The sequence below is a fragment of the Clostridium sp. 1001283B150225_161107_B6 genome (assembly GCF_015556325.1).
Taxonomy (GTDB): domain Bacteria; phylum Bacillota; class Clostridia; order Lachnospirales; family Lachnospiraceae; genus Enterocloster.
On the sequence record NZ_JADNMD010000009.1, the window covers coordinates 136,737 to 155,484 of the forward strand.

At 49.0% G+C, this 18,748-nt stretch carries 22 protein-coding genes, 1 tRNA gene and 1 riboswitch; of the genes, 21 read left to right on the forward strand and 2 right to left on the reverse strand.

The features are described 5' to 3' along the window. Positions 1-5 precede the first annotated feature (5 nt). The 16 genes from I2H39_RS19540 (at position 6) to I2H39_RS19615 (ending at position 10,942) form a co-directional block, all read left to right on the forward strand. Entirely contained in the window at positions 6-542 is a 537-nt protein-coding gene (locus I2H39_RS19540) for a hypothetical protein (protein WP_006059612.1), read from the forward strand. An 11-nt stretch (positions 543-553) separates the two neighbouring features. Continuing rightward, positions 554-913 carry a hypothetical protein gene (locus I2H39_RS19545; protein WP_008816761.1) on the forward strand — a complete coding sequence of 120 codons (360 nt, stop codon included), beginning with the start codon at positions 554-556 and terminating at the stop codon, positions 911-913. A 15-nt stretch (positions 914-928) separates the two neighbouring features. Next, positions 929-1,573: a DUF3885 domain-containing protein gene (locus I2H39_RS19550; RefSeq protein ID WP_008723402.1), complete on the forward strand. Its 645-nt coding sequence runs from the start codon at positions 929-931 to the stop codon at positions 1,571-1,573. Between the two features lie 27 nt (positions 1,574-1,600). Next, positions 1,601-2,380, forward strand: coding sequence for a hypothetical protein (locus I2H39_RS19555; protein ID WP_008816762.1), 780 nt, complete (start codon positions 1,601-1,603; stop codon positions 2,378-2,380). A gap of 26 nt (positions 2,381-2,406) precedes the next feature. Next, positions 2,407-3,282: a hypothetical protein gene (locus tag I2H39_RS19560; protein WP_054354337.1), complete on the forward strand. Its 876-nt coding sequence runs from the start codon at positions 2,407-2,409 to the stop codon at positions 3,280-3,282. Continuing rightward, a complete protein-coding gene (locus I2H39_RS19565) occupies positions 3,279-4,157 on the forward strand; it encodes a DUF4261 domain-containing protein (protein ID WP_008816764.1) in 879 nt (292 codons plus the stop codon). The genes I2H39_RS19560 and I2H39_RS19565 overlap by 4 nt, the downstream gene beginning before the upstream one ends. Continuing rightward, positions 4,158-4,298, forward strand: coding sequence for a hypothetical protein (locus I2H39_RS19570; RefSeq protein ID WP_006059618.1), 141 nt, complete (start codon positions 4,158-4,160; stop codon positions 4,296-4,298). Between the two features lie 28 nt (positions 4,299-4,326). After that, a complete protein-coding gene (locus tag I2H39_RS19575) occupies positions 4,327-5,289 on the forward strand; it encodes a WYL domain-containing protein (RefSeq protein ID WP_006773000.1) in 963 nt (320 codons plus the stop codon). A 131-nt stretch (positions 5,290-5,420) separates the two neighbouring features. Beyond that, entirely contained in the window at positions 5,421-5,789 is a 369-nt protein-coding gene (locus I2H39_RS19580; protein WP_002569119.1) for a helix-turn-helix transcriptional regulator, read from the forward strand. Between the two features lie 11 nt (positions 5,790-5,800). Continuing rightward, complete coding sequence (locus I2H39_RS19585; protein ID WP_002592912.1) at positions 5,801-6,415, forward strand: ImmA/IrrE family metallo-endopeptidase; 615 nt, start codon at positions 5,801-5,803, stop codon at positions 6,413-6,415. A gap of 104 nt (positions 6,416-6,519) precedes the next feature. Continuing rightward, the gene (locus I2H39_RS19590; RefSeq protein ID WP_002592913.1) at positions 6,520-7,056 is read left to right on the forward strand and encodes a hypothetical protein; all 537 of its coding nucleotides are present in this window, start codon (positions 6,520-6,522) and stop codon (positions 7,054-7,056) included. Positions 7,057-7,356: 300 nt separating this feature from the next. Continuing rightward, positions 7,357-7,905, forward strand: coding sequence for a sigma-70 family RNA polymerase sigma factor (locus I2H39_RS19595; RefSeq protein WP_006059623.1), 549 nt, complete (start codon positions 7,357-7,359; stop codon positions 7,903-7,905). A gap of 487 nt (positions 7,906-8,392) precedes the next feature. After that, complete coding sequence (locus I2H39_RS19600; RefSeq protein WP_002569115.1) at positions 8,393-8,773, forward strand: type II toxin-antitoxin system PemK/MazF family toxin; 381 nt, start codon at positions 8,393-8,395, stop codon at positions 8,771-8,773. Between the two features lie 30 nt (positions 8,774-8,803). After that, complete coding sequence (locus I2H39_RS19605) at positions 8,804-9,031, forward strand: helix-turn-helix domain-containing protein (protein ID WP_002569114.1); 228 nt, start codon at positions 8,804-8,806, stop codon at positions 9,029-9,031. Positions 9,032-9,135: 104 nt separating this feature from the next. After that, positions 9,136-9,573, forward strand: coding sequence for a helix-turn-helix domain-containing protein (locus I2H39_RS19610; RefSeq protein ID WP_002569113.1), 438 nt, complete (start codon positions 9,136-9,138; stop codon positions 9,571-9,573). Next, complete coding sequence (locus I2H39_RS19615) at positions 9,551-10,942, forward strand: tyrosine-type recombinase/integrase (protein ID WP_007862346.1); 1,392 nt, start codon at positions 9,551-9,553, stop codon at positions 10,940-10,942. The genes I2H39_RS19610 and I2H39_RS19615 overlap by 23 nt, the downstream gene beginning before the upstream one ends. A 348-nt stretch (positions 10,943-11,290) precedes the next feature. On the opposite strand, the gene I2H39_RS19620 is transcribed toward I2H39_RS19615, so the two are convergent. Continuing rightward, positions 11,291-11,367: transfer RNA gene (locus I2H39_RS19620), tRNA-Arg, on the reverse strand. Between the two features lie 264 nt (positions 11,368-11,631). Further along, positions 11,632-12,522, reverse strand: coding sequence for a DUF3881 family protein (locus I2H39_RS19625; RefSeq protein WP_347708595.1), 891 nt, complete (start codon positions 12,520-12,522; stop codon positions 11,632-11,634). 296 nt (positions 12,523-12,818) lie between these two features. Further along, positions 12,819-12,963: riboswitch (glycine riboswitch) on the forward strand. 138 nt (positions 12,964-13,101) lie between these two features. Here I2H39_RS19625 and gcvT point away from each other — a divergent pair. From gcvT to I2H39_RS19650, 5 genes are all read left to right on the forward strand, one after another. Further along, a complete protein-coding gene (gene gcvT / locus I2H39_RS19630) occupies positions 13,102-14,208 on the forward strand; it encodes a glycine cleavage system aminomethyltransferase GcvT (RefSeq protein WP_138311191.1) in 1,107 nt (368 codons plus the stop codon). Between the two features lie 71 nt (positions 14,209-14,279). Further along, complete coding sequence (gene gcvH / locus I2H39_RS19635) at positions 14,280-14,660, forward strand: glycine cleavage system protein GcvH (RefSeq protein ID WP_138311190.1); 381 nt, start codon at positions 14,280-14,282, stop codon at positions 14,658-14,660. Between the two features lie 86 nt (positions 14,661-14,746). Then, positions 14,747-16,114 (forward strand): aminomethyl-transferring glycine dehydrogenase subunit GcvPA, encoded by a 1,368-nt coding sequence (gene gcvPA, locus I2H39_RS19640; RefSeq protein ID WP_195627334.1) that lies wholly within the window; start codon positions 14,747-14,749, stop codon positions 16,112-16,114. Then, on the forward strand, positions 16,111-17,544 hold the full coding sequence (gcvPB, locus tag I2H39_RS19645) for an aminomethyl-transferring glycine dehydrogenase subunit GcvPB (RefSeq protein ID WP_195627335.1): 1,434 nt from the start codon (positions 16,111-16,113) through the stop codon (positions 17,542-17,544). The genes gcvPA and gcvPB overlap by 4 nt, the downstream gene beginning before the upstream one ends. A 128-nt stretch (positions 17,545-17,672) precedes the next feature. Then, complete coding sequence (locus I2H39_RS19650) at positions 17,673-18,713, forward strand: lipoate--protein ligase (protein ID WP_138311187.1); 1,041 nt, start codon at positions 17,673-17,675, stop codon at positions 18,711-18,713. The last annotated feature ends 35 nt before the right edge of the window (positions 18,714-18,748 follow it).

Sequence of the window (18,748 nt, forward strand, 5' to 3'; positions counted from 1 at the left end):
CACCTATGTCAAACAGTAGAGTATCCACTTGGAGTGGAATCCGGAACAAATTGGAGAATGACTACCTGTGCCCGGCACTCCGGGGCCACATCCAGTATTTTGCCACCAGTTACAGCAAAAGCGCCGACCATGAGGGCCGGGCCGCCATTCGTGTGGACGGCGTGGAAGTGCTGCGGAGCAACTACTACACCTATTTTGAAAATGTGTGGACGAAATTTCATCACTTGCGCTCCACCACGCTGAAAGATCACGACTCCGCAAAAGAGGCCATCAATCAGGCTCATGCCTATGCGCTGGAGCAGGGCACCTTTGACCAAAAGGTGTTCTATGAGGCGTTTGGGATCTTTGACAACCAGAGCATCGAGAAAAGCCTTGTCAGCGAGAATCCCCTTGTCCGTATCTTTGCCCTTCTGGATCGCAGGCTTGGCAAGCGCCGCCTGCTGGCTTTGGAGGACTCCATGGAGCAGGAACTGGACTGGGTGCGGGCTTTCTATGTGATCCGGTTGCAGGCCGAAGGGCTGATGGAAGCGAATAACATTTAGGAGGAACCACCATGTCACAGATCGCGTCCTTTTATCTGATAAAAAATAACCAGCGGCAGGAGTTGTCCGACGGTGACTGCTCCGGCGCGGTCTATATGGCCATCTGGGACTGGTGTGAGAGCGAACTGGATCTGGATGTCCGTTTTTCTGCTCCCCAGACGGAAGACACCCTGGACTGCGCTCTGCTGGAGGGAGAGCTGGCGTCTCAACTGCTGGCAGCTCTGCGGGAGCAGGATCTCCCGGAGCTGGCCGCTGAAATTGCCCCGGACTGGGATCTGCCCACCGAGGCGGTGCAAAGCGGGCTTAATACGCTGCGCTCCCATCTGGAACTGGTGCAGGGCGATGCTGCTCTGCTGTATGAAATGACATGAGAACGGAGGGATACCATGCTGGCAAAGCGGTTTGAACACATTTTACATGATCTGGGCATGGCTGGGCTGGAACACCCTCTGTTCTACCATGCACCGGTGGGCATTCGTTTTAAGATCGGCGGGGAGGAACCAATCTATCTGGATAGGCGTGCGGCGAAGCTGAAAACCAACCCCGCTTATGTTCAGGGGGCGCTGGACCGAGCCGCCGCGATCTATCGGGCACTTCCGGCGGTGCCGGACCTTCTGCGGATCGACGGGTATCCCGATGAAGAACCCGCCGAGTCCCTGCTGACCGTTATCCGGCAGCGAGTGGGCCTCCCAGTTCCCGATGAACAACTTTCGGCCACAGAGCAGGATGAAGATGGGGATACCCATGCACAAGTGCAGTTTTACTGGGATCTCAGCAAGATCAGCTTTCAACCAGAGCTGCTTCTTCGGGAAATCATTCTGGGGGACATCGGCGGCTGGAACGGCTTTGTGTCCAGCGTCTATCTGGCTGGGCCGGGGCCGTTCCTCTACCATTTGTACGATGACCGTGGGCTGGATGTGCTGGGCGGCTCACAGAAGCTGCTATTGCCTCTCTATCATCAATTTCATGACTGGATTTTGGAATACGATCTGGAGAAGATTGACCAGATGTTCGCTCCAGCAAAAGAATGACTGCATAACAGAAAAGGAGACATTGCTATGGGACTTGATATTTACGCCGGGCCGCTGACCCGGTACTATTCTCACAACTGGAAAACTGTTGTTCAGCAGTGGGCGGAGGAAAACGGATACACCTTTAACCGGATCACCCCGGATGGAGAACCCGCCGACAACGAGGAGGAGCTGTCCCCGGCTGAGATCCAGGCGGCAGTGGAGGACTGGCGGGATCAGATCTTAGCCGCCATTTCCCAGCCGAACCAGCCGCACTACACTCCATGGCCGGAGGACAACGAGCGGCCCTATTACACCGATAAGCCGGATTGGGATGCCTTTGGCGCTATGCTGCTGGTGGCTGCCTGTCATACATACGAGGAACCGGTGCCTCTCACCGTGGAGAAGGACTGGGACTTCGGGGAGCATCCCCTGATTGCCCGCCTTGCATCGGACGAGGAGCGGGTGTGGTCCCTGCTTCGGGGCGCGACTTGGTGGCTTCCCCTCACCGACAGCTTTCTATTCCAAGGCCCTCTGCCCACCGATGATCAGACGATGATCGCCACCTTGGGCGGACTGCGGAAGGAGCTGGAAAAGCTGAACCAGCTGGCATGGCAGGCCGATGAGGACACCGTCCTTGGCTGGGCAGGCACCGAGGGATACCCGGTAGACGGAACCGTAGACGCAGATGGACAGTACAGCAAGGCAGACATCCCGGAACACACCCAGTATGACACCCAATCCTTGGCCAAGTTTGCCTTCTCCGTGTTCTGGCGGGCCATGCGGTTTGCCGAGGAGCAGCAGGTGCCTATCCTGCTTGACTATTAAAGAGAATTCGTCAGGGGGTGGAGACCGTGGAACAAAAACGGCCGGCAGATATATTTCAGGAGCTTCTGGACTACCTATGGAACGGCCTGGGCCTGGAGGAAAAGGGCTGGAAGCGGCTGAAAAAGGGCGACTTCAAAAAGAGAACAAAAAACGGCCTGACCTACCTGATCTGGTTTGATCGGAGGCGCTACAACTACATAGACTACGAAATCGGCCATGGAAATGTTGAGGTGGGCTTCACCTGTATCATAAAGCAGGGAGATGATTGTCTCTACTCTTTCAAAATAGAACCGACAACAGGCGGTTCGTTCTTTCGGATGCTGACAGAGGATCTGCGGTTGGACACCGGGCTGCTGGACACCTTCCTGCCCCTGATCCAAGCCCACTACCTTGACTTTATCTCTCACTTTGAGGTGGACCCAGCAGAGGCGCTCCAGCCGGTCTGCGCCCCCTTTATCCAGCCGGAGGATTACAGCTGGTGCATTCATGTGGATGAGCAGATGGTGGAACGGTACGGAACATCGGAGCAGCTGGCGGAGTACCGCCATCAGGCGGAATTGCGCGGAACGCCTGAACACAAGGCAAAGAACTGGATGGGTTCGATGTTGTTCCACCTCTCCCACGCCAATGATGTGGATCAAGCCTGGGCCTCAAGCCGCACCAGAGAGGAACTGGACCAGGTGGTGGAACCCTTTGTGCAGGCCAAGCGGCAGACAGGACAGTGGACACAGGAGGATGAGGCGGGCTATCAGCTCTACCGGCAGGAAACAGATCCGAAGAAGCGCACCTTTCGGGTATGGTATCTCATCGCCAACCCCCGCGGCCTGCCGAAAGAGTTTGTCCAGAAAGAGCTGGAGTTTCGGTGGAAACTGTTCCCAGAAAAGAAGGAGGAAACCAAATGAGCAATAAAGCTTTCCAGCAAAATCTGGACGACAAAAAAGGCCCCCAGCCCGGTGGCCCCTATCTCATTCAGATGCTGTTCAAAGAGCCGGTAGAAATGCCGGATAAAGAAAAAATGACTGCTGTAATGGAGAAGCACATCGGATCAACAGAGTGCTTCTGTTATGATAAGAAAATGGCTGGCTTTGCCGCACAGGAGCATATTGCAGAGTTCAAGGACGGAAAATGCCCGGTGCAGCTGATGGTGATGAAATGCGACAAGTTCAAGGGCAAAGGCTTTGATGCCTTCCTGATGAGCCAGATGTGGGACTGCCAGGAGGACCGGGAGCGGATCTTCCGGGAGTGCAAATATCAGGTGGTAGCCACCGATATGCTGGCTGCGACACTTCCGGCGCTGGAGCGTGCAAACCTGGATGCCGACTTTTTGGAGGCTCTGGCGGAGCTGTATCCTACCTGTGAGGCATTCTATTTCCAGAACTGCGGCAAGCTGTTTCTGGCAGAGGATGTGCGCTCCCATCAGATTGAGGGGCCGGATCGGTTCATCCGCTTTGGCGTCAATGTCCGTTTCTTCAACATCGAGGGCACGGAGGATATGCTCATCGACACGGTGGGCATGAGCACCCTGTTTTTGCCGGATCTCCAGTACCACTTCCACGGCATGGACCCCAACTGGGTGGTAAACCACGCCTATAATGCAGCGTCCTATATTCTGGAGCATGATAACCCCATTGAGGATGGGGAAACCATAGACGGCGTGGCGGATGGCCAGATGTGCCGGGAGATCCAGTGGAAGTGCCAATATGAAGATGCCTTGATCCAGCCGCCCAGAGGGGTGCTGGACATCAACATGGGAAACTATGCTTCGGGAGGACGCTGAATGAATGGCGTTGTGCTCCTGGTAGGCGGACTTCTGCTTGTGGCGGTGATCAAGCTGATTATAGATCGAAATTGGATCGGCCTGCTTCTCTGTGCTGTCGCCCTGCTTCTGGTCTTTGGGGCTGGACACCATACAAAATAGGCCATTTTAAGAATCGAGGAGGTGAAGTATGCAGAATTCAACAAATATGCGGATACTGGAATTACTCCGGTTTCTCTATGAGCGGACCGATGAAAACCATCCCGCCACAGTATCTGACATCATTGCCCATTTGAATGGAAAAGGAATTCAGGCAGTGCGGCAGACTGTTTACGCAGATACCAATGCGCTGATCGATGCGGGGATTGATATTGTGGTGGTTAAGAGTACCCAAAACCAATATTTTATGGGAAACCGCCTGTTTGAGTATCCAGAACTGAAAATGCTGACAGACGCAGTAGCATCCTCGAAGATCATTTCTGCCAAGAAGTCTGAGGAGCTGGTGCAGAAATTATGCCGTCTGACCAGTCTACATCAGGCAAAGCAGCTTCAAAAATTTGCTGCTTTATCCAGCCGTGTCAAACCGCATAATGAAAAGGTTTACTACATCATTGACAATATCCAAACAGCGATTGGAAACCATCAGCAAATTCGGTTCCAATACTATGAATATACTCAAGAAAAAAAGAAAATCTTAAAGCATGATGGATATTATTATGTCGTAAATCCTTATGCGCTTGAATGGAAAAATGACCATTACTATTTGATTGGATTTTCTCTGAAGCATCAGAAAATTGCTCACTTCCGTGTAGATCGGCTAACAAGTGTAGAAAATCTGGAAACTTACTTTATGCCGATAGAGGGATTTGATGTAGCCTCCTATACAAATAAAATGGTTGATATGTTTACATCGGAGTCATCGAAGGAAGTAACCCTTCTATGTGAAAACGAATTGATGAGAGTAATCATAGATCATTATGGAGAAGATGCTGCTGTTGATAGGTATGATGATACACACTTCACAGCCAAAATTGAAGTGAACCCCAGTGGAACTTTTTATGGCTGGATATTCAAATTCAAAGGGAAAATAAAAATTCTCTCTCCCAAAGAGTGCATTACGGAAATGCAGCAAATCGCTCAGGAATTTATATAGCGCAAAAGAGGTGTTATTGATTTTTAACACCTCTTTTCAAATGAAATTTTTATCCTTGAAGTGAACAGATGTTCGATATACAATATAAGCAAGATGTTCGCAGTTCGTCGAACAAATGAGAGGTGAATGCTGTGGGCAATATAACTTTTGGATCATTTATAGCCGAGAAACGCAAGGCGCACAAATTCAATTTACGCGATACAGCCAAGCATTTGAATATTGCTTACGGTTATCTGTGTGATATTGAGCAAAGCCGCCGTCCTGCACCCAATGGAGATTTTGTGGAACGCATCTCTGCCTTTCTGAATTTGGATAAATCAGAACATGAGTTGCTTTTGGATCTGGCTGCAAAATCACGCAATACAGTATCTGCTGATTTGCCAGACTATATCATGGAAAAAGATATTGTTCGGGCAGCCTTGCGTGTGGCAAAAGAAGTAGATGCTACCGATGAAGAATGGCAGACATTTATGAAAATGCTAAAGGAGCGCAAACGATAGGGGGGAGAGCTTTGTCAATTCCACAAATCCGTACAGAAGCAATCGAGGCAGTAGGGCGAAAAATCCTGATGGAATATGATCCCTCTCTGCTATCCGGGCAACCATGTCCTGTGCCAATCGAAACCATTATCGAGACAAAGTTTGATCTAATCCTGGAGTTTCATACACTAAGAAAAAACCCCAAGATATTAGGGGAAACAATTTTCGATGACGGTGCTGTTGTCTTATATGACCAGATACAGAGACAGTATCGAATGATTGCAGTAAGAGCCGGTACAATCTTAATTGATGAACGGCTTTGTGATCCGTCAAAATTAGGGCGGCTCCGTTTTACCTGTGCCCATGAGCTGGCTCATTGGGTACTACATAAGAAGTTGTACTCTGGTACTGGAGATGTTGCTGCTTATAACGGAAATGTTTCTTCCGACGAAAGTCATGGCATAATTGAGCGTCAGGCGGATACTCTGGCTTCTGCTCTGCTGATGCCTTTACCGCAGATCAAAAAATGTTTTTACCGGCTTAAAATAGGCCGGACAGATGAACAGCTCATTGCTGAAATGGCAAATATTTTTGAGGTTTCCAAGCAAGCAATGCAGATTCGTCTAAAATCCAGAAACCTGATATAACCAAATGGGGGAATAGAGAGAGGCACTGCCCTCTCTCACGCTCCTCTGCTATGCTATTTTGTACCTAATATGTTCGCAATATTGCGAACAAGGAGGGATGTTCTATGAGAAAAGAAAGCACAACAATCCAAAAATGTAACAGCAGGCTAACAGCTTTGGGGCTTAACAGCGACGCTGCGTTTCATAGAAGTAAGCTGATTCTAAAGATTTACCGTGATGTAGTCTGGGTTCTGAGTGAACGGGCAGAAGAATTACAAGAAACTGCTTGGATTATGGGAGAACAAGATATAGAGTCTGGCCTCTGCTATCTTGAAAATTTTGCACCAGATATTGAACTGCAAGCCTTTGAAGAAAAAGTTTGCTGCCTTGTTCAAAATCAAATGCTAGTCAATATTATTGACCGTGCACTCCTTCGTCTGAAACGGTATCCGGATCGAGGAGAACTTTACTATGAAATTTTGACTAAGCAATTTATCTATCGGTTCAACAGTACAGAGAAAGAATTGCTGGAAGAACTAAATATAGAGCGCAGTGTCTTTTATGACCGAAAACGAGAAGCCATCTATTTATTTTCTGTTTGCTTGTTTGGATATTCTATTCCAGAAGTCCTGGAGGAGCTGCCCCGACTAAATCCCGACTAAATCCCGACAAATCCCCGACCTAATCCCTACTCCCTTCCGACTTCCGACCTGCTATACTTGTTATAGTGGCAGGAATGCGCTAAATTGAATACTTTTCTACATAAGGCCCGGCATTAACCGGGCTTTTTTCATTCCTGCTGCAATATGGCGGCAGGAACATGGCTGGAGGTGAAAACACTTCCGGCCTTTTTCTTTGCCCGGTATTAGGAGGCCGGTATGCGCTGGGAGGCGTACATAGCAAAATATCCATGACACCGTTCAAATTCGCTGACTACCAAGAATTTGAACGGAGGAAAGGATATGACGAGAGTATTCATTTGGAAAAATAACAGCCCACAGGAATGGGAGGAAATCAGTTTTTCAGCGTTCAGTAAGGCACGCCGCAATGGTTGCTTTACTGGGCGCTTTTTTGTTGAAACAGTCAAAATGTTCCGTGATGAAGATGACCGCATTATCATGGAATGTTCTCGCAAAGATTTTGAAAAATACCAACAGGAGGACCGCCACAGCCGCTATCTCCAGGAACATGAGAAAAGTCGCTCTATATTCCCGGCTTCTCATGTGGGAGATCGTGACGGCACAGAGGAAGGTTATCAGGATACAGATTTGTTTGTGGATGAATCTGTTGATACTGCGGAACAAGCTATTCAGAATTTACTTCTTGAGGATTTACACCAAGCTCTATTGAAACTGAGTCCAGCAGAACGAGATTTTATATTGTCCTATTATGAAATGAAAATACCAAATGCAACTTGTTTAGCCCAACGATATGGTATTACTCGGCAAGCCGCAGATAAGCGATTGAAAAAAATTGAAGAAAAAATAAAAAAGTTGGTTGCGATTTTCTAAAAAAGTGGCAGTAGCAAGTGAGAGGGAAATCCTTTCACTTGCACCTTGACAACCTCATATACGAATCATTAAGTTTGATCCTCTTTGGGCGTAATAGCCGCTACATCAGCGGTATATTTTCTGAGAGCTGCCACTCGCATAACAGGCCAACCCATTTTTGCTGTATAGATGAGTTTTCGGTTTATCAGAAATATATCAGGCTGGAATACATCGGATGGCATCCGGTCATGGCATAACAAGGAGGAAAGCTCTCTTACAGCCATAGTCCGAGCGTGATAATAACCGTCGCAGGCCATGGGTAAGACCAAACGAAGTGGAGGTGAAACTCCTGAGAAGCAGGCCAGCCACCTGCGGCTTAATGATTACCCAAATCCCTGGGGTGTCGTGGACAAGTAAGGGATAAAACAGGCGCTAAATTGAAGGAGACTCTGTAATTTGCAGAGCCTCCTTCTTACATAATCAAATCTCAAAACATAGGAGGATGAACATGAAAGAAGATTGGATTTATAAGCGTGGGGATTTATATTATGCCAATTTGAACCCTTATTTTGGATCAGAGCAAGGCGGCACCCGTCCTGTCCTGGTTCTTCAAAACAATGTGGGGAATTTTTTCTGCCCCACTTTGATCGTAGCTCCACTCACCAGTAAATGGATTAAGAAAAAGGAGCTGCCCACACACTATGCACTGGAGAGCGTTCCAGAGCTTGGACTGAAATCTGTTGTTCTGCTGGAGCAAATTAAAACGATTGATAAAAGGCGTGTTTTATCGTACATTGGGCGCGTATCTCGCGAAGAAATGAGAGCGATTGATGATGCTCTGCAAGTTAGTTTAGATATTCATATTCCGGAGGAAATGGAGGCTCCGTAAGGCCACTTACCGGATAAAGGAGGCGTTTTTATGTTTGAAGCAAGAATTGCGGAATTGAACCGCTTTAATGAACAAAATCCTGTCAGCTATGACAAAAGAACCTATACGGTCGATGAGATTCAGGACATTCTGGGTATCAGTCGTCCCACAGCATATAATCTGGTAAAACAGGGTGTATTCCACAGCGTCAGAGTCGGCGGTCATATCCGCATTTCCAAAAAGAGCTTTGATGACTGGCTGGATCACGCAGATGAATGATTTGTCAAGGATGCCGATCTCCAAATCGACATCCTTAACTTTTTTTCTGCTTTCTCTTACAATGAGGCCATAGCAAGAAAAACTTTATAGAGGAGGCAAAAGCCATGCAAAAACAAAGAGTAAAGACCAGTATGTCTGTACCAGAGATGGGCAAAATGCTTGGGCTTGGTAAAGTAGAATCCTACTGGTTGGTTAAAAAGAACTATTTCAAAACAATTCAAGTGGCCGGACGAATGAGAGTTATGCTGGATAGCTTTGAAGATTGGTATGCCGGCCAGTTCCACTATAAAAAAGTGGATGGTACACCGCCCGGAGAGAAATGGAGGCATACTACGATGTCAGTTCCGGAAATGGCGGATCTTTTGGGGCTGAAATCTGGCACAGCTTATGACCTTGTTAAAAGGGGCTATTTTGAGACGACCTTGATTGATCGAAGAATTCGTATCATTACCAGCAGTTTTGAAGCCTGGTATCAAAAGCAAACTCATTATGTGAAAATCTCAGAAAGGAGCAATGAAAATGGCATCTATCGTGAAGCGTAAAAGCAAATATTCTGTGGTGTATGATTACACAGATGAAAACGGAAAACGCAGACAGCGTTGGGAAACCTTCAGCACAAATGCAGAAGCAAAAAAACGAAAAAAGCAAATTGAGTATGAGCAGGACTCTGGAACCTTCTTTATTCCTACGGCAAAGACCCTGAACGATCTGCTCGATGAATATATGTCCATCTATGGTGTAAATACCTGGGCAATGTCAACATATGAAAGCCGCCGTGGTCTGGCGAGAAACTACATAACTCCTATTATCGGAGATATGTTACTATCCGACATCACTCCAAGGATGATGGATAAGTATTACCGTGATCTGCTCTCTGTGAAAACGGTAAGCGTCAACAACCGCAAACCCACAAGCGAATATCTGACCCCGCATACAGTAAGAGAAATTCACAAGCTACTTCGCAGTGCCTTTAATCAGGCGGTGCGTTGGGAACTAATCAGCCGTAACCCTGTCCTGAATGCGACACTTCCCAAAGAAGAACATAAAGAACGGGATATATGGACTGCCGAAACGCTGAGCAAGGCTATGGAAGTCTGTGATGATCCTATCCTCTCCCTTGCCTTAAATCTGGCGTTCTCCTGCTCTTTACGCATTGGTGAAATGCTGGGCCTTACCTGGGACTGCATTGATATTGCACCACAGAGCATAGAAAATGGTTCAGCTTATATATTCGTCAACAAAGAGCTGCAACGGGTTACACGAGGTGCATTGGACGATTTGAGCGACAAAGGTGTTATTAAGAAGTTTCCACCTTGCATAGCCAGTACCCATACTGCTCTGGTCCTGAAAGAGCCTAAAACCAAAACCAGTATTCGCCGCGTGTACCTGCCGAAAACAGTTGCCTATATGCTGGTAGAGAGAAAAAAAGAAATTGATGAGCTGATGGATCTGTTTGGAGATGAATACATCGACAATAACCTGGTCTTTTGCTCCAGCAATGGCCGTCCGATGGAAAGCCAGGTGATTAACCGTGCTTTCAATAAACTTATCAAAGAAAACGGACTGCCTCATGTTGTATTCCATTCTCTCCGTCACTCCAGTATCACCTACAAGCTGAAACTCAATGGTGGCGATATGAAATCCGTCCAGGGCGACTCTGGTCATGCTCAGGTAAAAATGGTTGCAGATGTCTACTCTCACATCATCGACGAGGATCGCTGCATAAACGCTCAGCGATTGGAGGAAGCATTTTACTCATCCAAGACTCCTGACCCTGTTGAAGATACAGAGCCTAAAACTGCGGATACTGCCGTCACTGAAAGTGATGAAAGTGATGCAGCGAAGATACTGGAACTGCTTAAAAATCCCGAAACTGCCGCACTGCTCAAGCAGCTGGCAAAAGCTTTATAAAGTCCCTCCCTCAGAAGAACGCCTCTCACTTTGTGAGAGGTTTTCTTCGTTTGAACCACTTTGCACAGTGACCAAACACTTTTTTTGTTAGCAAGGTTCTGAAAGCATTTTTGAGCGATGTTAGCAAATTCGCGATTTTGTTTGCAACTTCCTCTAATTTCTGCTAACAAATGTTTGCAAGTTCCTTTGGTAAAAATCGAACCTCTGACTTACCGCCTTTCTTAGCAAAAGGCCAAATCTCGTTAGCAAATGTTAGCAAACCAAGGTTTTTTGCAAAAAAGCCACAAAAGCCGCAGAAATAAGAAAAGCCGAAAACCCTGATAAATCAAAGGTTTTCGGCGTGTTTGCTGGCGTCCCTGGCGGGATTCGAACCCACGGCCTTTCGCTTAGGAGGCGAACGCTCTATCCTGCTGAGCTACAGAGACTTATATTAAATTGAGACTGGCAACGATCACTTTTCCCCGTAAGGCAGCTGGTAGAGCACAACCTTAGGAGGCGGACGCTCTATCCTGCTGAGCTACAGAAACACAAATATAAGGCGGGCCGTATGATACTCATGCGGTCCGCCTTATATGATAACCTATGTGTTAAAAAAAATCAAGTCCTATTTTTAAATAAACATCCTCAATTCACCCTGGGACGCCTTGAACCAATATCCGGGAATATCCAATCCATATTCCGTCCCGCGCTTAAAACAGCACCGTGCCCTGCATCCACACCTGCCCCTTAAAGCGCCGCCCAATCCTGGGTTCGCCCAGCAGGTCCTGTTTGTTGACGGCCACATGGAAAACCATGTCGTTGCAGTCCAGCTTCAGGTCATATATCTCTTCCTTGGTAATCCGGTTGGCAATCGTATTGATTTGTGTGATTTCCCCTATGACGGAGTACTGGTCGCACTCTATGCCGCAGGGCATGAAACAGGTTTCTATGATGGAGTATACATCCTCATGGGCAATCCGTCTGGAAACCATGGAGTAGAGGTCGATATCCTCGATGGTCAGGGTCTCAATGGCATCCTCGTCGCCGTGCTTGGCTGCCTCCAGGAGGCTGCTGCGTTTTTGGGCGGCCTGCCGGGAATCCTCGGCCTGTTTTTCCGTTTTATTCACAGGCAGCAGCACCTTTCCCTGAACAGCCAGGCCCGTAAGGGCAGCACCCTTTGGCTGGACAGGCTGACGGGCTTTGCGGCGCATCCTGTACTCCATGGAATTCTCCATGTAGAAAATCAGGGATATGCCCACCCTGTATTCATCAAGAAGGCCTGCATAAGTTTCACGCTCCGTGTGACGCTGGATGGAACATTCTGCCTCTGAACTTACATCCTGGTTTTTGACATAGGGAAAATAATATTCACGGCTGAACGTACCCTTGGGACTCATCTCCCCTATCATGGCAACTCCCATACCGGGAGCCACTTCTGCGCGCAGCTCACAGAGGCGGCTGCCCTCCTGTTCTGCCAGGTGGCCGGTCATCTCCGCTTCCTTTACCAGGCGTTTTAAAAGCTTCGCCATATCCTGTTTTTTCTGGTACATACTGAATCCTACTGTCCGCATAAACTTATGCATCTTGTCACCTTCTTTCATTTGAGATTTTGCTCAGTTAAAACCGTACTCATACAAGAATGAGGCCAAAGGAACCCCTTCGCCTCATCACCTTTGCTCATTATATACTACTTCATAGGAGATTACCAGTATTTTTTCTAAATAAACCGTAAAATATTCGTGAAAATAAGTTTGGAAAATAAGGCGAAAAATGCGATTAATGTGTTAAAATTTAAACACCTTTTAGCTATTGACTGAAAATCCCGGCTGTGTTAGTATGGGATTAGCACAAGGCAAGCCGGTGGGAATTGCGTTTGCGGACAATTTTATATCATCGGAAGATGGATTCGGGAGAGACTGACAGCCATGGGCGGAAGATAGAGGAGATGCGGGAAACTGCATATCCACGTATATTCAGACACCCAGGGGGCAGCGCCGAAGGGGAAGCGGAAAACTCTCAGGCAAAAGGACCGGATACCGGACGATACTCTGGAGAGCATAGCACCGAAGAAGCCAAATCTTTCAGGTCCAAGGACAGAGCGCATGAACATCTTTTGTTCGTGCGCTTTCATAATCTTATATTGTTAAGGACCAGACAATTTCATGAAGGAGGTAGTGATTATGGGCACAGAAGCAACAGGGGAGGTTTTGTTAAAAACACCTCTCTACGACACACACGTAAAGTATAAGGGCAAGATTGTACCTTTTGCAGGGTATCTTCTGCCGGTACAGTACGATAAGGGTGTCATCGAGGAGCATATGGCAGTACGCACCAAGTGCGGTCTTTTCGACGTGTCGCACATGGGGGAAGTGATTTGCAAGGGACCGGACGCGCTTAAGAATCTGAACATGCTTCTCACCAATGACTATACGGTCATGGCAGAGGGCCAGGCCAGGTACAGCCCCATGTGCAATGAACAGGGCGGCGTGGTGGATGACCTGATTGTCTATAAGGTCAGGGATGACTGCTATTTTATCGTGGTCAATGCATCCAACAAGGATAAGGACTATGCATGGATGAAGGCCCATCAGTCGGGGGATGTTGTATTTGATGACATTTCCTCCCAGGTGGCGCAGCTGGCCCTGCAGGGACCAAAGGCAATGGATGTGCTTAAGAAGGTGGCTAGGGAGGAGGACATTCCTGAGAAATATTATACCTGCCTTTTTGACCGCATGGTGGGCGGCATGAAATGCATTATATCCAAGACCGGTTACACGGGGGAGGATGGAGTGGAGATTTATCTGGCACCGGAGGATGCTCCTAAGATGTGGGAACTGCTCTTGGAGGCAGGAAAGGACGAGGGACTGATTCCATGCGGTTTAGGCGCCAGGGATACCCTGAGACTGGAAGCCGGCATGCCTTTATACGGTCATGAGATGGATGATACCATTTCTCCCAAGGAAGCAGGGCTGGGAATTTTTGTGAAGATGGATAAGGATGATTTCATCGGAAAACAGGCCATCCAGGACAAGGGACCTCTGACCAGAAAACGTGTGGGATTAAAGGTAACCGGACGGGGCATCATCCGGGAGCACCAGCCTGTTTACATAGGGGAACAGCAGGTGGGTATGACCACCTCCGGCACACACTGCCCGTTCCTGGGATATCCGGCAGCCATGGCCCTGGTTGACATAGGATTCAAGGAGCCGGGAACCGCACTGGAAGTGGATGTAAGGGGACGACGCGTGGCTGCAGAGGTGGTGAAGCTGCCATTTTATAAACGGTAACGGTACAGCAGATATAAAAAGTATGATTTATAAATATAATAAAGAACAGCATGTTCAAGGAGGTATTAAGAATGAATTTTCCAGAAGATTTAAAGTATGCGAAGTCACATGAGTGGGTAAAGACCCTGGAGGACGGCACTGTTTTAGTGGGACTGTCAGATTATGCACAGGACGCTCTCGGGGATTTGGTATTCGTAAACCTGCCCGAGGCAGGAGACGAGGTGACAGAGGGAGAGTCGTTTGCAGATGTGGAGTCCGTAAAGGCTGTTTCGGATGTGTATTCACCGGTCAGCGGCACGGTGGCAGAGGTCAACGAGGGTCTGCTGGACGCTCCGGAATCCATCAATGAGGCGCCTTATGAGGCGTGGTTCATGAAGGTGGAGAATGTAACCGGCACAGCGCAGCTGATGAGCGCGGCAGAGTATGAGGAGTATGTGAAGACCCTGGATTAATTGGAATACGGATTAGCCCGGAACAGAGATTTATTAAATTAAGACGGGGAAGGTATTCCATCCCATGAGAGGTGAGGTGAGATTATATGGGAAGTTATGTACCAGGTACGAAGCAGGAGCAGCAGGATATGCTTCGTGAAATTGGGTTTGCCAGCTTTGAGGAGATGTTCTCCCATATACCGGATGAGGTAATGCTGAAGGAAGGGGTCAATATCCCTTCAGGACTCAGCGAGCAGGCAGTTAAGAGCAGGATGGAGGACATAGCCGGTAAGAATGTTGTGTTCCGCCATATTTTCAGAGGTGCAGGAGCTTATAACCATTACATACCTGCCATTGTTTCAAGTGTAACGTCAAAAGAGGAGTTTGTCACAGCCTATACGCCTTATCAGGCGGAAATCAGCCAGGGCATCCTCCAGTCCATATTTGAGTATCAGACCATGCTCTGTGAGCTTACAGGCATGGATGCCTCCAACGCATCCATATATGACGGCGCCACAGCCGCGGCGGAAGCCATTGCCATGTGTAAGGAGAGAAAGAAAACAACAGCCTATATTTCCGCGGCTGCAAACCCGGGCGTTATCGAGGTCATGAAGACATACTGCTTTGGCAGCAATACAAAGGTTGTCATGGTTCCGGAAAAAGACGGGGTAACGGATGCGGCAGCCCTGGAGGAGCTTCTGAAGGCGGACCCGCAGGCAGCATGCTTCTATGTACAGCAGCCCAACTATTACGGCAATATCGAAGACGGGGATGCCCTGGGCCGCATTGTCCATGGGGCAGGAGCCAAGTACATCATGGGCTGCAACCCGATGGCGTTAGCTGTTATGAAGACGCCGGCTGAATACGGGGCGGATATTGCAGTTGGCGACGGCCAGCCCCTTGGTATGCCTCTGGCATTCGGAGGACCTTATCTGGGATTCATGACAGCCACGGCAGCCATGACCAGGAAGCTTCCGGGCCGTATTGTGGGAGAGACAGCTGATAACCAGGGACGCAGGGCATTTGTCCTTACCCTCCAGGCACGGGAACAGCACATACGCCGTGAAAAGGCCAGCTCCAATGTGTGCTCCAACCAGGCATGGTGTGCCCTGACTGCATCTGTATACATGACGGCCATGGGTGCAGAGGGCATGGCTAAGGCAGCGGACCAGTGCATGTCCAAGGCCCACTATCTCAGGGACGTGTTAAAGGAAGCAGGACTTGAGCCAAAGCATGAATGTGAATTCTTCCACGAATTTGTAACCGTAAGCCCGGAGGGCAAGTGTACGGACAGCGCCCATATATTAAGGGCTTTGGAAAGCAAGGGAATACTGGGCGGACTGCCGTTGTCCGACAGGGAAATCCTCTGGTGCGCAACGGAGATGAACACCAGGGAAGAGATGGATGAGCTTGCCTCAGCTGTACGGGAGGCGCTTCACAGGGAATGCGGACAAAAGGAGGTGTGCGGTTCATGAAACTTGTATTTGAAAAAGGGTCAGCCGGGAGAAGGCTGGATTTAATCAGCCCCTGCGACGTGCCCCAGGTGTCGTTTGAAAAAGCACATACCCGTGAGAGACAGCCGCGCCTTCCGCATATGTCGGAAAATGAAATCAGCCGCCATTATACGGAGCTGGCAAAGCGTTCCCACGGTGTCAACGACGGTTTCTATCCTCTGGGCTCCTGTACCATGAAGTACAACCCCAAAGTCAATGAGGAAGCAGCTGCCTTGAAGGGATTTAAGGGAGTCCATCCGCTGCAGCCGGAGGCTACGGTGCAGGGCTCCATGGAAGTATTATATCTGGCGGAGAAATATCTCTGCGAAATCACAGGCATGGATGCAATGACATTCCAGCCAGCGGCAGGCGCTCACGGTGAGTTTACAGGACTGCTCTTAATCAAGGCATACCACGTTCATCACAATGACACCAAACGCACCAAGATTATTGTGCCTGACTCTGCCCATGGAACCAATCCTGCCAGCGCTGCCATGTGCGGCTATGACGTGGTGAGCATTCCGTCCAGGGAGGACGGCTGTGTGGATTTGGAGCAGTTAAAGGCAGCGGTAGGAGACGACACAGCCGGTCTGATGCTGACCAATCCCAATACCGTTGGATTATTTGACAAGAACATACTGGAAATCACTAAAATAGTACATGATGCAGGCGGACTGTGTTACTATGACGGCGCTAATCTGAATGCGGTCATGGGCATTGTACGGCCGGGCGACATGGGCTTTGACGTGGTCCATCTGAACCTGCACAAGACATTCTCCACACCCCACGGCGGCGGCGGACCTGGAAGCGGTCCTGTGGGCTGCAAGGAATTCTTAAAGCCCTTTATACCAGGCGTACGGGTGGAGAAGGACGGGGAAACATATCACTTTGTAAAGGCACAGGAATCCATTGGGGACGTGAAGATGTTCTACGGCAACTTCCTGGTGGTGGTGAAGGCATTGTCCTACATCCTGACCCTTGGAAAGGAGGGCATCCCGGAGGCAGCCTGCAATGCAGTGCTGAATGCCAACTATATGAGGGTAAAGCTGTCGGATGTCTATGATATGGCTTACACTGAGACATGTATGCATGAATTTGTTATGAGCCTGGAGAAGATGAAGCATGACAAGGATGTGTCTGCCATGGATATCGCCAAGGCGCTTCTGGATTACGGCATCCATCCGCCGACCATGTACTTCCCGCTGATTGTACATGAGGCGCTGATGGTGGAGCCTACAGAGACAGAGTCCAGGGAAACACTGGATGAAGCCATCGAGGTATTCCACAAGATTTACGAGCAGGCCCTGGCAGACCCTGAGGCACTTCACAGCGCGCCTCACCTGACGCCCATTGGAAGACCGGATGAGGTTACGGCGGCACGTAAGCCGGTACTGCGCTATACTTGGGAATGATGATGAAAATGTAACAGGACTGCCTGGACAGCCGGTATGTTCCTGGTCATGTACGGATATCCGTGATATCTGTATACGGCCAGGGAACGGACTGCCCAGGCAGCCTTTCTATAAGGATGGAGAATGACATGATAAACAGACTTGTGTGGATAGATACAGATAATACATATCCCTATCGGAATCTGGCCATGGAGGAGTACATGACCCTCAATGTTCCCAAGGGAACCTGCATCATGTACCTGTGGCAGAACCGCCATACGGTGGTGATAGGAAAGAACCAGAATTGCTGGAGGGAATGCAGGGTGAACTTCCTGGAGCAGGAGGACGGCTATCTGGTGCGCCGTCTCTCAGGCGGAGGCGCGGTGTTCCATGATTTGGGCAACCTGAACTTCACATTTATTGCCGGGGCGGAGGATTATAATGTTTCGCGCCAGCTGGATGTGATACTGGAGGCTGTAAGGAGCCTGGGCATCCATGCTGAGAAGACAGGGCGCAATGACATAACGGTGGATGGGCGCAAGTTTTCCGGCAATGCATTTTACCGCACCGGTGACGGCTGCTACCACCATGGAACCATATTGATACGGGCCGACAAGGAAAATATGTCCCGTTATCTGAATGTGTCAAAGGAAAAGCTTGCCTCCAAAGGCGTGACCTCGGTTAAATCCAGGGTGGCCAATTTATGTGAGTTTAAGCCGGATATCACCTTGGAGGAAGTAAAATCCGCACTGGTGGAGGCATTTTCCAGGGTATACGGGCTGCCCGCAGTCCGCATGGAGGAAGGGGAGCTGCCTCAGCCGGACATAGATGCACTGACAGAGAAATTTGCATCCTGGCAGTGGAAATACGGCAGAAAGATTCCTTTTGAGTACGAGATGGAGAAGCGTTTTCCATGGGGTAATATACAGATGCAGTTCCATGTGGATGCAGGAGTGATACAGGACGTGAATGTATTCTCCGATGCCATGGACCAGGAGATGATAGGAGAATTGGCGGAACAGCTAAAGGGCTGCGCCTATGCGGAGGAAGATATCTGCAGGGCAGTGGAAGCCCTTGGGCCGGATGCCTTCCAGGCAGGAGAGGCCGCAGGTGAAGAAAACAGGGCGGACATACCGCAGGCATGCAGGATAAAAGAGGACATCAAGGCCCTTGTCAGGGAATCGCTGTAAACGCAGAACATGAATGGAAGAGAGGTTAAGTTATT